This is a genomic window from Streptomyces pactum (assembly GCF_002005225.1).
GTDB classification, from domain to species: Bacteria; Actinomycetota; Actinomycetes; order Streptomycetales; family Streptomycetaceae; genus Streptomyces; species Streptomyces pactum_A.
The window spans coordinates 3904722-3917633 of the sequence record NZ_CP019724.1 but is presented as its reverse complement, the minus strand read 5'-3'; the positions used below and the strand labels follow the sequence as shown (position 1 = coordinate 3917633).

Annotated in this window: 12 protein-coding genes; 9 read left to right on the top strand and 3 right to left on the bottom strand. The window is 73.0% G+C overall.

All coding sequences use genetic code 11. From position 1 onward, the window contains the following. Positions 1-43: 43 nt before the first annotated feature. Complete coding sequence (gene ilvD / locus B1H29_RS16315) at positions 44-1897, top strand: dihydroxy-acid dehydratase (protein ID WP_055418579.1); 1854 nt, start codon at positions 44-46, stop codon at positions 1895-1897. 363 nt (positions 1898-2260) lie between these two features. Here ilvD and B1H29_RS16310 read toward each other — a convergent pair whose 3' ends face one another. Beyond that, on the bottom strand, positions 2261-4426 hold the full coding sequence (locus tag B1H29_RS16310) for a serine/threonine-protein kinase (RefSeq protein ID WP_055418578.1): 2166 nt from the start codon (positions 4424-4426) through the stop codon (positions 2261-2263). A gap of 183 nt (positions 4427-4609) precedes the next feature. On the opposite strand from B1H29_RS16310, the gene B1H29_RS16305 reads away from it, so the two are divergent. The 7 genes from B1H29_RS16305 (at position 4610) to proC (ending at position 10095) form a co-directional block, all read left to right on the top strand. Next, on the top strand, positions 4610-4942 hold the full coding sequence (locus tag B1H29_RS16305) for an SH3 domain-containing protein (RefSeq protein WP_055418988.1): 333 nt from the start codon (positions 4610-4612) through the stop codon (positions 4940-4942). A 164-nt stretch (positions 4943-5106) separates the two neighbouring features. After that, positions 5107-5787, top strand: coding sequence for a DUF4232 domain-containing protein (locus B1H29_RS16300; protein ID WP_055418577.1), 681 nt, complete (start codon positions 5107-5109; stop codon positions 5785-5787). 81 nt (positions 5788-5868) lie between these two features. Beyond that, positions 5869-6372: a hypothetical protein gene (locus tag B1H29_RS16295; protein ID WP_055418576.1), complete on the top strand. Its 504-nt coding sequence runs from the start codon at positions 5869-5871 to the stop codon at positions 6370-6372. 269 nt (positions 6373-6641) lie between these two features. Further along, on the top strand, positions 6642-7538 hold the full coding sequence (locus B1H29_RS16290; RefSeq protein WP_055418575.1) for a class I SAM-dependent methyltransferase: 897 nt from the start codon (positions 6642-6644) through the stop codon (positions 7536-7538). A 32-nt stretch (positions 7539-7570) separates the two neighbouring features. Then, complete coding sequence (locus B1H29_RS16285; protein ID WP_055418574.1) at positions 7571-8383, top strand: ABC transporter ATP-binding protein; 813 nt, start codon at positions 7571-7573, stop codon at positions 8381-8383. Continuing rightward, the gene (locus B1H29_RS16280) at positions 8380-9168 is read left to right on the top strand and encodes an ABC transporter permease (protein ID WP_055418573.1); all 789 of its coding nucleotides are present in this window, start codon (positions 8380-8382) and stop codon (positions 9166-9168) included. The genes B1H29_RS16285 and B1H29_RS16280 overlap by 4 nt, the downstream gene beginning before the upstream one ends. 114 nt (positions 9169-9282) lie before the next feature. Next, entirely contained in the window at positions 9283-10095 is an 813-nt protein-coding gene (proC, locus tag B1H29_RS16275; RefSeq protein ID WP_055418572.1) for a pyrroline-5-carboxylate reductase, read from the top strand. 61 nt (positions 10096-10156) lie between these two features. Here proC and B1H29_RS16270 read toward each other — a convergent pair whose 3' ends face one another. Further along, a complete protein-coding gene (locus B1H29_RS16270; RefSeq protein ID WP_055418987.1) occupies positions 10157-10741 on the bottom strand; it encodes a cysteine hydrolase family protein in 585 nt (194 codons plus the stop codon). Positions 10742-10816: 75 nt separating this feature from the next. Between B1H29_RS16270 and B1H29_RS16265 the strand changes: the two genes are divergently transcribed. Further along, entirely contained in the window at positions 10817-11836 is a 1020-nt protein-coding gene (locus B1H29_RS16265; RefSeq protein WP_055418571.1) for a GlxA family transcriptional regulator, read from the top strand. Here the strand turns inward: B1H29_RS16265 and trpS are convergent. Then, a complete protein-coding gene (gene trpS, locus B1H29_RS16260; RefSeq protein ID WP_055418570.1) occupies positions 11791-12801 on the bottom strand; it encodes a tryptophan--tRNA ligase in 1011 nt (336 codons plus the stop codon). The genes B1H29_RS16265 and trpS overlap by 46 nt on opposite strands. Between the last annotated feature and the right edge of the window lie 111 nt (positions 12802-12912).

Genomic DNA, 12912 nt, shown 5'->3' with positions numbered 1-12912 from the left:
CTCGACGTCAGTCATTACTCTCCAACGAGCGAGGCGAGCGACGATGCCCGAGCTGAGGTCCCGCACAGTCACCCACGGCCGCAACATGGCGGGCGCCCGCGCCCTTATGCGTGCCTCCGGTGTACCCGGCGCGGACATCGGCCGGAAGCCGATCATCGCGGTCGCCAACAGCTTCACGGAGTTCGTGCCGGGCCACACGCACCTCGCCCCGGTCGGCCGGATCGTCGGCGAGGCGGTCGCCGCGGCCGGCGGCATCCCGCGCGAGTTCAACACGATCGCCGTCGACGACGGCATCGCGATGGGCCACGGCGGCATGCTCTACTCCCTGCCCTCCCGCGACCTGATCGCGGACAGCGTGGAGTACATGGTCGAGGCCCACTGCGCCGACGCCCTGATCTGCATCTCCAACTGCGACAAGATCACCCCGGGCATGCTCAACGCCGCCCTGCGGCTGAACATCCCCACGGTCTTCGTCTCCGGCGGACCCATGGAGTCCGGCCGCGCCACCCTGGTCGACGGCACGGTCCGCACCCTGGACCTGGTCGACGCGATGTCGGAGGCGGTCAACGACAAGATCTCCGACGCGGACATCCTCCGGATCGAGGAGAACGCCTGTCCCACCTGCGGCTCCTGCTCCGGCATGTTCACCGCCAACTCGATGAACTGCCTGACCGAGGCCATCGGCCTCTCCCTCCCCGGCAACGGCTCGGTCCTGGCCACCCACACCGCCCGCAAGGCGCTCTACGAGAACGCCGCCCGCACGGTGCTGGACCTGACCCGCCGCTACTACGAGCAGGACGACGACTCGGTCCTGCCCCGCAACATCGCCACCCCGGCGGCCTTCGGGAACGCCATGGCGCTGGACATCGCGATGGGCGGCTCGACCAACACGATCCTGCACCTGCTGGCCGCCGCCCAGGAGGCGGAGGTCCCCTTCGGCCTCACGGAGATGGACGCCCTCTCGCGCCGCGTCCCCTGCCTGGCGAAGGTGGCGCCCAACGTCGCCAAGGACCGTACGTACTACATGGAGGACGTGCACCGTGCCGGCGGCATTCCCGCCCTCCTCGGTGAACTGCACCGCGGGGGCCTGCTCAACGAGGACGTGCACTCCGTGCACAGCCCGTCCCTGGCCGACTGGCTGAAGACCTGGGACGTGCGCGGCGGCTCCCCGTCGCAGGATGCGGTCGAACTGTGGCACGCGGCTCCCGGCTGCGTCCGCTCCGCCGAGGCCTTCTCCCAGTCCGAGCGCTGGGACTCCCTCGACGAGGACGCCGAGGGCGGCTGCATCCGCTCCGTCGAGCACGCCTACTCCGAGGACGGCGGCCTCGCCGTCCTGCGCGGCAACCTGGCGGTCGACGGCTGCGTCGTGAAGACGGCCGGCGTCGACGAGTCGATCTGGACCTTCGAGGGTCCGGCGGTCGTCTGCGAGTCGCAGGAGGAGGCCGTCGAGAAGATCCTCACCCAGCAGGTCAAGGAGGGCGACGTCGTCGTCATCCGCTACGAGGGCCCCAAGGGCGGCCCCGGAATGCAGGAGATGCTCTACCCGACCTCGTACCTGAAGGGCCGCGGCCTCGGCAAGGCCTGCGCCCTGGTCACCGACGGCCGCTTCTCCGGCGGCACCTCGGGCCTGTCCATCGGCCACGCCTCGCCCGAGGCGGCGGCCGGCGGCGCCATCGCCCTCGTCGAGGACGGCGACCGGGTCCGCATCGACATCCCGAACCGCTCCATCGAGCTGCTGGTCGACGACGCCGAGCTGGCCCGCCGCGAGCAGGCCCTGGGCGGCGTGTACGCGCCGAAGAACCGCGACCGCAAGGTCTCCGCGGCCCTGAAGGCGTACGCGGCGATGGCGACCAGCGCCGACAAGGGCGCCGTGCGCGACGTGAGCAAGCTGGCCTGACCGCCTGACCGCCTGACCGCCTGACCGCCTGACCGCCGGCTGCGGGCCGTCCGCCTGACCGTGGACCGCTGGCCGCAGCCGGCGGACCGCCCGCCTGACCGCCTGACCGCTCGCTGCGGGCCGTCCGCCTGTCCGTGGACCGCTGGCCGCAGCCGGCGGACCGCCCGCCTGGCCGCCTGACCGCCTGACCGCTGGCTGCGGGCCGTCCGCCTGACCGTGGACCGCTGGCCGCAGCCGGCGGACCGCCCGCCGGGCCGCCTGACCGCCCAAAACGCGCTGCCCAGGCGGTCCGCCCGCCCGCGCTACCAGGCGGCCGGGCCGGGGTCCCGCCCCGCTACCAGGCGGCCGGCGGCCCCGCCCCCGCTACCAGGCGGCCGGGTCCCGCCCCGCCACCCCGAACACGGTGCCGTCGGGCGCACCGGCGTAGACGTGGCCGCCCGCGAGCACGGGCCGGGGGAGCGAGGCGGGGACGCGGTCCGACTCGGCGCCGAGCCGCGGCCGCGTCTGCCCGAGCAGCCGCCCCTTCCGGGCGTCCACACCGAGGAGCCGCCCGTCCGGAGCGGTGACGTACACGTGCCGGCCGTCGGAGACGGGCACCGAGCCCCGGCTCACCCCCGTCTCCAACCGCCACGCCTGCTTCCCCGCCGCCATGTCGACGGCCACCAGCGAGCCGCCCGCGCCCATGAGGTACACGGTGTCCCCGCGCACACCGGCCGCCGCCTGTTCGACCGGGACGGGCAGCGTCACCCGGCGGGTCGCACCGGTGGCGGGCGTGTAGCGGACCACGGCCTCGACGTCGCCGTGGGCCGCCCCTTCGGCGACGAGGAACACCGACCCGTCCGCCGCCCCCACGGGCGTCAGCGTCCCCGCCGGCTCCGCGTCCCAGCGCACCTCCCCGCTCGCCGGGTCCACCGCGGTGACCCGGGTCCGCTTCCCGTCCGCGCTCCGGCTCGTCGCGTACGCCGCCGGCCGCCGCTCCCCGGCGAACGAGGTGAAGTACGGCACGGGCTGCCCGGGGATCCGGCGCGTCCACCGCGTCCGCCCCGAAGCGCTGTCCACGCCGGTGACCGTCCCGTCGGCGCGGGTGAGCAGCAGCATGTCGCCGACGGTACGCAGCCCGTCGTACGCGGGCATGTCCTCCTGCCACTCCGGCTCACCCGTCGCGGGGGCGAGCGCCTCCAGCGGGCCCAGCAGACCGACCTCGGGCTGCACGAGCCCGCCCGACACGACCGGCGGTTCGCTCCGCACGGCCTCCTCGACGGGGTGCCGCCACAGCGTGCTGCCGTCGGCCGGATCGAGGGCGAAGACCAGTCCGGGCCGGGCGCACAGCAGCTTCCGTGCCCCGAACGAGCACTGCGGCATCCCGCCGCCCTTCGTCGCGGGCACCGCCTCCCACGACCCGAACCCGCCCGACGCACTCTGCGCGGCGGGCGCGCCCGCGGGCTCGGCACCGCCGAACGCCTGCACGGCCACGAGGCCCCCGATCACGGCGAGACACAACGCCCCGGTGACGAGCGCCGACCGCTTCCCCAGCCGCCGTACGACCCGCCCGGACCGTACGACCCGCCCGGACGGTACGACCCGCCCGGACCGTACGGCCGGTTCGGCGGGAGCCTGCGGTGCGGGTTCCCCACCGGCCCCCCGCGAAATCTCGGGCCGTTCCGTCCGCGGCGCCGGCAGGAACACCTGCGTGTCGTAGGCCGCCGCCACCGACCGCAGCTCCCGCATCAACTCGTCCGGCGTCGGCCGGTCCTCGGGTTCCTTGGCGAGGCAGCGCAGCACCAGCGGCGCGAGCGAGTCCGGTACGCCGGTCAGATCGGGCTCGTCGTGCACGACCTGGTAGGCGACGACGTACGGGCTGTCGGAGTCGAAGGGCCCACGCCCGGTCGCCGCGTGCACCATCAGCGAGCCGAGCGTGAAGACGTCGGCCGCGGGCCCCACCTCCCGGGGCCGACGGAACTGCTCGGGTGCCATGTACGGCGGCGTGCCGATCAACTTGCCGGTCTCGGTGCGCAGTTCGCTGTCTTTCGGCCGGGAGATGCCGAAGTCGATGACCTTCGGACCGTCGTCGGCGAGCAGGACGTTGCTCGGTTTCAGGTCCCGGTGCACGACGCCGACTCGGTGGATGTCGCGCAGCGCCTCGGCGAGCCCGGCCATCAGCCGGCGCAACTGGGGCTCGTCCATCGGCCCGTTCCGCTTCACCTGCTCCGAGAGCGTCGGGCCGGGGATGAACAGCGTGGCCATCCAGGGCCGTCCGGCCTCCGGGTCGGCGTCCACGACCGGCGCCGTGAAGGCCCCGCTCACCCGCCGGGCAGCGGCCACCTCCTGCCGGAAACGCCCCCTGAACTCGGGGTCCCTGGCATACGACGCGTGGACGACCTTGACCGCGACGCGCATCCCGGAGGTGCTGCGGGCCAGATGCACGACGCCCATGCCGCCCGAGCCCAGACGGGACTCCAGACGGTAGTGACCGGCGTATTCCGGAAGTTCCGCTTCCGCGTCCGCTCCGGCATCCCGCTGCGGCGCCATGGAACCACCCCCGTGCTGTTCGTTCGCGCGAGCGATGCTCGGAGCCTAGTCGATGGGGCGTACCGGACAGAGGCGGCCTGCCGACCTGCGTGTGCGAGTTGCGAACTGGTGTTTCATGGCTTGTTCTTGGGGTATCAACGGTGCCCCACGAAAGTCGTGGGGTTCGACGGGGGGAGCTTCTACATGTCGGTCGACCAGGTCAAGAACACCGGCGGCGGGGAAGAGCAAGCAGACGGAGCGAACGAGGGGGTCGCCGCGGCGGCCGCGGCCCTGCGCTCCTACCCGGTCGCTCCGGGCTACCGCCTGAACGTCCGCAGCGGTCCGGGCACCAACTACCCAGTGGTGCGGGTCCTGTCCGAGGGCGCCAGGATCGCGATCAACTGCCAGCGCGCGGGGGAGTGGGTCTCGGGCCCCTACGGCACCTCGAACATCTGGGACAACATCGGCAGCGGCCAGTACGTCTCCGACGCGTACATCCTCACCGGCAGCGACGGCTACGTGGCTCCTCGCTGCTGAGCGTGCCGCTGCCGACCTTGTAACAGCGCTGTCTCAGGGCCGTATTAGGAGGTCGGCGAGAGGAACGGCGTGCCGGGCCGAGCGGCTCTTGATGCTCGGAAACGCCGCTCGCACCGATGGGTACGAGCGGACCGGCACGCCAACCGACTCTGAGGTAGACAACGATGCGCGTTCGCAAGCTCACCCTCGCCGCCATGGCCCTCGCCGCCGGTCTCTCGCTCACGGCCTGCCAGAACGACGACGGCACGGACGAGAGCGCCGCCCCGCCCGCCTCCATCCCGTCCTCCTCGAACGGCGGCTCGGGATCGGCCGGCTCGGACCAGGAGGGCGGAACGGACTCCGCGGGGAAGGCCCCCAACGGGACCGGCGGGACCGGCGGGACCGGCGGGACCGGTGGGACGGGCGGGGCCGCCGAGGACGGCAAGGCCGCCAAGTGCCGCACCGACGAACTGGAGATCACGGCGATCGACGCCACCGTCGGCGGCGACACCGAGGGCACCGTCGCGGTGGACCTGAAGAACGGCGGCGGCCGGGACTGCACGCTCGCGGGCTACGCGGGCGTCGACCTGAAGACGAACGCGGGCTCCCTGTCCGCGAAGCGCACGGGCGAGCAGGCCCCTGCGGTCGTCCTCGCGGACGGGGAGACGGTGACCTTCGGCATCACCTACCCGATCAACGACTCGGGCGGCTCCGGCGTGCGCATCACCGCTCTGGTGGTGACCCCGCCGAACGAGACCGAGTCGGTCACTCTCGACTGGCCGGGCGCCGCCACGCTGCCCGTCACGGACGGCTCGGGCACCCCGGTGCGGGTCGGCCCGATGGGCAGCGCCGGCCAGGGCGGCTGACCGCACCGCACGTCCCGCGGGGCTCGTCCGGTATGCCGGGCCCGCCCGAGGCTCGCGCCGCCCCGGCGCCATAATCGACCCGTGAGCGCAGAGAACGGCAAGAACGGCACCCCGGACACCCTCGCGGGCCCCCGCCCCGAACCCCTCCGGTTCTACGGCACGACCTGGGTGGAACACGACAACGGCTACACCGCCCGCAGGGTGGGCCTCGCCGTCGGCTCGCTCGCCGCGGCGGCCGCCGCCTGCTTCGTGCTCCGCGTCGCCTACCAGGGCCTCCAGATCGCCGACATCGGCAGCTTCGTCTCGCTGCTGATGATCGTGATGTTCGCGATCTGCAGCGCCCTGGCCTTCCGTCACACCTGGTCCGGCTTCGGCACCCGCCCCGACCCCGACCGCCAGGCCTCCCTGCGCGGCCTGCTGGCCATCGGCTTCGTCGGCTCGCTCCTCGCCTACTTCTTCCGCACCTTCACCGAGGCCCCGGGCGAGAAACTCCACCGCGCCGAGTACGAAAGGGCCCGCGAGGACTACGAGAAGCGCACCACCCGCCGCTCGGGCAACCCGTCGAAGAAGCGCCGCCGCCGGTAGGGCCGGCACGAGGACTCGAACGCCGCGCACGACGACGGTGGCGCCGGCAACGGCCACACCGACCGTGGCCTGTACATGGACCCTGCCTGTCACACGGGCCCTGCCCGACACACGGGCCCTGCCCGACACACGGGCCCCGCCAGGCACACCGGCCCCGACCGTCACACCAGCCCCGACCGTCACACCGGTGTCGCCTGTCACGTCGGCCCCGGCCGCCCACGCTCCCGAAAAGCCACCTGCGCGCCAAGGCCCCCGGCCACCATGGCCGTATGACGACACCCGGGCCCGTCCCGCCACCCACCCACACCCCCACCCACGCCGCCGCCCCAGCTCCCACCCCCGCTCGGGCGACCACCCACACCGCCCGAGCCCACTCCTTCAACGCCGCCGCGGCCCAGTACGCCGCCGGCCGCCCGTCCTACCCGCCCGCCCTCTTCGACGCGATCGGTGAACTGGCAGGCCGCCCCCTCGCCGGCGCCCGAGTCGCGGACATCGGCGCCGGTACCGGCATAGCCACCGCCCGCCTGCACGCGCGCGGCGCCGACGTGATCGCGGTCGAACCCGGCGCAGGCATGGCCGCCGAGTTCCGCCGCACACGTGCCGACGTGCCGATCGTCCGGGGCAGCGGCAACGCCCTCCCCCTCGCCGACCATTGCGCCGACCTCCTCACCTACGCCCAGGCCTGGCACTGGACCGACCCGGCTCGCGCGGTACCGGAGGCGCTGCGCGTGCTGCGTCCCGGCGGCGCGCTCGCGCTGTGGTGGAACACCGACGCCCTCGACGTGCCGTGGATCGCGGCGTCCGCCGCCCGCGTCCAACGCCACTTCGGCCTCGACATCGCCGCCGAGAAACGCGACGTCGACGCCGGCGCCGCGGATCCCACCGGCCGTCTGCGCTTCACCAGACGCGAGATCCGCTGGAGCCGCCGCGTCCCCCTCGAGACCCACCTGGCCAACATCGGCAGCCACTCAATCTTCCTGACCCACGGCGAGGAACACAGCGCGGCCTTCCTGGCCGAGGAGCGGCGCCACCTCCTGGCCGCCTTCCCGGACGGAGCCGTCGAGGAGACGTACGACACCGTCCTCCTCCTCGCCACCACGCCGACGGCCTCGACGGCCTCGACGGCCCCGACGATCCCTCCCCCACCGCACCCTCCAACGGCTTGACGCCACCCGCACCCGGGAGGAGTATTCATCATATGATGAATTACTCCTCCCGCCCACCCGAACCCCCGGACGCCGACGCCGGCCCACCCGCCGTCCGAGCCGAAGACCTCACCGTCGTCCGCGGCCCCCGCACCGTCCTGCGCGCACTCCGCTTCACCGTCCCGCGCGGACGGATCACCGGCCTCCTCGGTCCCTCCGGCTGCGGCAAGTCGACCCTCATGCGCGCGATCGCCGGCACCCAGGCGAAGGTCACCGGCACCCTGGACGTCCTCGGCCGCCCGGCCGGCCACCCGGCCCTGCGCACCCGCATCGGCTACGTCACCCAGGCCCCGTCCGTCTTCGACGACCTGAGCGTCCGCCAGAACCTCGACTACTTCGCCGCGATACTCGCCCCCGGCCGCGCGGCCGCCGACCACCGCCACGCGACCGTCAGCCGAGCCATCGCCGACGTGGACCTCACCACCCACGCCGACGCGCTGGCCGGCAACCTCTCGGGTGGCCAGCGCAGCCGCGTCTCCCTCGCCGTGGCCCTCCTCGGCGCCCCCGAGCTCCTGGTCCTCGACGAACCGACGGTCGGCCTGGACCCCGTCCTGCGCCGCGACCTGTGGAACCTGTTCCACTCCATCACCGCCGACCGCGGCGCCGCCCTCCTCGTCTCCTCCCACGTCATGGACGAGGCCGAGCGCTGCCACCGTCTGCTCCTCATGCGCGAGGGCGAGATCCTCGCCGACGACACCCCGGACGCCCTGCGCACCCGCACCGGCGCCGAGACGGTCGAGGAGGCATTCCTGCACCTGGTCGACGAGGCGACGGCGGCGGCCCGCACGAAGGAGACCACCCCATGACCACCCCCACGCCCCAACCGGCCCTGCACCCGGCCCCCACCCACCCCCTGACCCTCTCCCGCACCACGGCCACCGCCACCCGCGTCCTGCGCCAGTTGAGCCACGACCCCCGCACCATCGCGCTCCTGATGCTGATCCCCTGCGTGATGCTGTTCCTGCTCCGCTACGTCTTCGACGGCAGCCCGCGCACCTTCGACAACATCGGCGCCTCGCTCCTCGGCATCTTCCCGCTGATCACGATGTTCCTGGTCACCTCCATCGCGACCCTGCGCGAGCGCACCTCCGGCACCCTCGAACGCCTGCTCGCCATGCCCCTGGGCAAGGGCGACCTCATCGCGGGCTACGCGCTCGCCTTCGGTGCCCTCGCCATCGTCCAGTCGGCCCTCGCGACCGGCCTGGCGGTCTGGTTCCTCGGCCTCGACGTGACGGGCAGCCCCTGGCTCCTCCTCCTGGTCGCACTGCTGGACGCCCTCCTCGGTACCGCGCTCGGCCTCTTCGTCTCGGCCTTCGCGGCCTCCGAGTTCCAGGCGGTGCAGTTCATGCCGGCCGTGATCTTCCCCCAGTTGCTCCTGTGCGGACTCTTCACACCGCGCGACCAGATGCACCCGGCCCTGGAGGCCGTCTCCGACGTCCTGCCGATGTCCTACGCGGTCGACGGCATGAACGAGGTCCTGCGCCACACCGACATGACCGCCGCCTTCGTACGGGACGTCGTGATCGTCGCCGGCTGCGCCCTCCTGGTCCTGGCCCTGGGCGCCGCCACCCTCAAACGCCGGACGGCGTAACCGCCCCGCCGGCGTTCCGCCCACCGGACGCCCCCGCCCCGCCCTCCCCTTGGATGCGAGGATGGCGACGACGGACGAAGCACCCCCAGAGGGCACCGGAGGGCACCGAAAGCCATGACCCAGAAAGTCGCAGTCCTCGGCACCGGCAAGATCGGCGAAGCCCTGCTCAGCGGAATGATCGGAGCCGGCTGGGCACCCGCCGACCTCATGGTCACCGCCCGCCGCCAGGAACGGGCCGACGAGCTCCGCACCCGCCACGGAGTCACCCCGGTGACCAACGCCGAGGCCGCCAAGACCGCCGACACCCTGATCCTCACGGTCAAGCCGCAGGACATGGGCACCCTCCTCGACGAACTCGCCCCGCACGTCCCCGCCGACCGACTGGTCATCAGCGGCGCGGCGGGCATCCCGACCTCCTTCTTCGAGGAGCGCCTGGCTCCCGGCACCCCGGTGGTCCGCGTCATGACGAACACCCCGGCCCTCGTCGACGAGGCCATGTCCGTCATCTCCGCCGGCACGCACGCCACCGCCGGCCACCTCACGCACACCGAGGAGATCTTCGGCGCCGTCGGCAAGACCCTGCGCGTCCCCGAGTCCCAGCAGGACGCCTGCACCGCCCTCTCCGGCTCCGGCCCGGCGTACTTCTTCTATCTGGTCGAGGCCATGACCGACGCCGGCATCCTCCTCGGCCTGCCCCGCGACAAGGCGCACGACCTGATCGTCCAGTCCGCGATCGGCGCCGCCAAAATGCTCCGCGACAGCGGCGAACACCCGGTCAAGCTCCGCGAGAACGTCACGTCCCCCGCCGGCACCACCATCAACGCCATCCGCGAACTCGAGAACCACGGCGTCCGCGCCGCCCTCATCGCCGCCCTCGAAGCCGCCCGCGACCGCAGCCGCGAACTGGCCTCCGGCGCCAAGGACTGACTCCCCGCGCCGCGCCTCCCACTCACCCGCAGCAAAGGCGTCGGGGCCCGGCCCCGCCCGCCTACTCCGCCCCGGCCACGACGTCCTCCGTCATCACCACCTCCGCGAACCCGCCCCCGTGCAGCGACACCGCCGTCGCACGCGCCAGTTCGTCCGCGCTCTGCCGCCAGCCGAAGGGCCCCTCCAGGCCGAAGGTGTACGTCGCGTCGAACGCGACCACGACCTCGTACCCGAGGTTCCCGCCCATACGCGCCGTCGTCTCGACGCACATGTTCGTCTGGATCCCGGCGAGCACGATCTGCGAGATCCCCGCGCCCCGCAGCCAGGCACCCAGGTCCGGCGTCCCGAGGAACGCGGAGTTCACGCTCTTCGTCACCAGCAGCTCGGCCCCGCCCCCCTTCCCGCGCCGCGTTTCCACGTACTCCTTGAACCCGTTGCCCTCGCCCCCGGCCCGCAACGGCGACCCGGCCTTCACCGAGTCGTGCCGTACGAAGACGACCGGCCGCCCGGTCGACTGCCATACGTCGACGAGCGCGGCGATGTTGTCATCCGCCGCCGGGTTGTTGCGCGTACCCCAGAAGCCGACCTCCTCGAAGCCCTTCTGCACGTCCACGACCACCAGTGCTGCGTTCTCCGCGATGTCCATGCCCCCGATCGTGCCGCCGGACGGCACCACTCCCCAGAGGTCCGGAAGTCAGCGATCGATGGTTTACTGCCACCCATGCCAGCCGCAGCCGCAGCCGCAGTCACCGACGCCGTCCCGGACCCCTACCGCGTCGCCCTCGTCGCCTTCCCCGGCATCCGGGCCTTCGACGTCTCGGTCATCACCGAGGTCTGGGGCGCCGACCGCACCGACCGGGGCGCCCCCGCCTTCGACCTGCGCCGCGTCGCCGCGGACGGCACCACCGCGATCCCGATGCGCGGCGGCCTCGCCCTCCACCCCGACCGCACTCTCGACTGGCTGGACGGCGCCGACCTGGTCCTGATCCCCGGCCTCGACGACCACCTCACCCCGGCCCCCGCCCCCGTCCTGGAGGCCCTTCGCCGGGCCCATGCCCGCGGCATCACGGTCGCCGCCCTGTGCGGCGGCGCCTTCACACTCGCCCAGTCGGGCCTGCTCGACGGCCGCCGGGCCATCACCCACTGGCGGCTGATCGACCTGCTACGGGCCCGCCACCCCCGCGTCACCGTCGTCCCCGACGCCCTCTTCATCGAGGACGACAACATCTGGACCGCCGCCGGCACGGCAGCCGGCATCGACCTCTGCCTCCACCTGGTCCGCCTGGCCCACGGTGCCGAGGCCGCCGCCACCATCGCCCGCTCGATGGTCACCGCCCCCTTCCGCACCGGCACGCAGGCACAGTTCATCGAGCACCCCACACCCCGGACCGACCGGGACGCCGACACCCTCGCCGCCGTTCGCGAGTACGCCCTGCGCCACCTCCACGAGCCGCTCACCGTCGCCGGCCTGGCCGTCCGTGCCGGCATGTCGCCACGCTCCTTCGCCCGCCACTTCACCGCGGCCACCGGCACCACCCCGCTCCGCTGGCTCCTCGACCAGCGCGTCGCCGCCGCCCAGAGACTCCTGGAACGGACCGACCTGCCCATGCCCGAGGTCGCCCGCCGCGCCGGGTTCGGCAGCGAGGTCACGATGCGCCAGCACTTCGCATCGCGCCTCGCCACCAGCCCCCGCGCCTATCGCGCCGCGTTCACGGGAGGCAACAGCCCGATCGCCCGGTAAGCGGCATCCACCGTCGGCCGGGCCATGCCCCGGGCCTTCTCCGCACCCTTGCGGAGCACGCCCTCCACATACCCGGCATCCGCGCACAACTCCTTGTGCCGCTTCCGCACCGGCCGCAGCACCTCGACGACGGCCTCCGCCGTGTCCTTCTTCAACGCGCCGTACGAGTCGTACGCGCCCGCCAGCTCCGCCGGCTCCCCACCCGTGCAGGCGGCGAGGATGTCCAGCAGATTCGCGAGCCCCGGCCGAGCCCCGGGGTCGTACACGACCTCGCGCCCGCTGTCGGTCACGGCCCGCATGACCTTCTTCCGCACCACGTCCGGCTCGTCCAGCAGATAGACGATCCCCGGCCCGACGTCGTCGCTCTTCCCCATCTTCGACGCCGGCTCCTGCAGGTTCATCACCCGCGCCGCCACCGTGGGATTGGTCGCCCGCGGCACCACGAACGTGTGCCCGTACCGCTGGTTGAACCGCACGGCGAGGTCCCGTGCCAGTTCCACGTGCTGAGTCTGGTCGTTTCCGACCGGCACGTCGTCCGTCCCGTACGCCAGGATGTCGGCCGCCATCAGCACGGGATACGTCAGCAGCGACAGCCGCACGCTCCCGCCCCGCTCCCGCTCCCGCGCGGCCTTCTCCTTGTACTGGATCATCCGCCGCATCTCCCCGTCGGTGGCGACGCACTCCAGTACGTACGACAGCCGGGCGTGCTCGTCCACGTGACTCTGTACGAACACGGTGCACAGCTCCGGATCCAGCCCCGCCGCCAGCAGCAACGAGGCCGCCTGCCGGCTCAGCCTGCGCACCCGCGCCGGATCGTGGTCCACAGTCAGCGCGTGCAGATCGACCACGCAGAACAGGGCGTCCGATCGGTGCTGGTCCTCCGCGGCCCACTGCCGCACCGCTCCCAGATAGTTCCCCAGCGTCAGATGCCCGGTCGGCTTGACCCCACTGAAGACCCGTGTCATCTCTCCACCTCCTGGTCAGGGCCGCCGCCACCCGCCGGCCGCCCCTCCTGGAGGGAGATACGAGAACGGCCGCCGAAGCGGCGGCCGTTGAGTGCATACGTGTGTGCGGCC

Bases quoted from the DNA above. Each gene is read 5' to 3' on its own strand.
- ilvD (WP_055418579.1), top strand. From the start codon at position 44: ATGCCCGAGCTGAGGTCCCGCACAGTCACCCACGGCCGCAACATGGCG.
- B1H29_RS16310 (WP_055418578.1), bottom strand. From the start codon at position 4,426: ATGGCGCCGCAGCGGGATGCCGGAGCGGACGCGGAAGCGGAACTTCCG.
- B1H29_RS16305 (WP_055418988.1), top strand. From the start codon at position 4,610: ATGTCGGTCGACCAGGTCAAGAACACCGGCGGCGGGGAAGAGCAAGCA.
- B1H29_RS16300 (WP_055418577.1), top strand. From the start codon at position 5,107: ATGCGCGTTCGCAAGCTCACCCTCGCCGCCATGGCCCTCGCCGCCGGT.
- B1H29_RS16290 (WP_055418575.1), top strand. From the start codon at position 6,642: ATGACGACACCCGGGCCCGTCCCGCCACCCACCCACACCCCCACCCAC.
- B1H29_RS16285 (WP_055418574.1), top strand. From the start codon at position 7,571: ATGATGAATTACTCCTCCCGCCCACCCGAACCCCCGGACGCCGACGCC.
- B1H29_RS16280 (WP_055418573.1), top strand. From the start codon at position 8,380: ATGACCACCCCCACGCCCCAACCGGCCCTGCACCCGGCCCCCACCCAC.
- proC (WP_055418572.1), top strand. From the start codon at position 9,283: ATGACCCAGAAAGTCGCAGTCCTCGGCACCGGCAAGATCGGCGAAGCC.
- B1H29_RS16270 (WP_055418987.1), bottom strand. From the start codon at position 10,741: ATGGACATCGCGGAGAACGCAGCACTGGTGGTCGTGGACGTGCAGAAG.
- B1H29_RS16265 (WP_055418571.1), top strand. From the start codon at position 10,817: ATGCCAGCCGCAGCCGCAGCCGCAGTCACCGACGCCGTCCCGGACCCC.
- trpS (WP_055418570.1), bottom strand. From the start codon at position 12,801: ATGACACGGGTCTTCAGTGGGGTCAAGCCGACCGGGCATCTGACGCTG.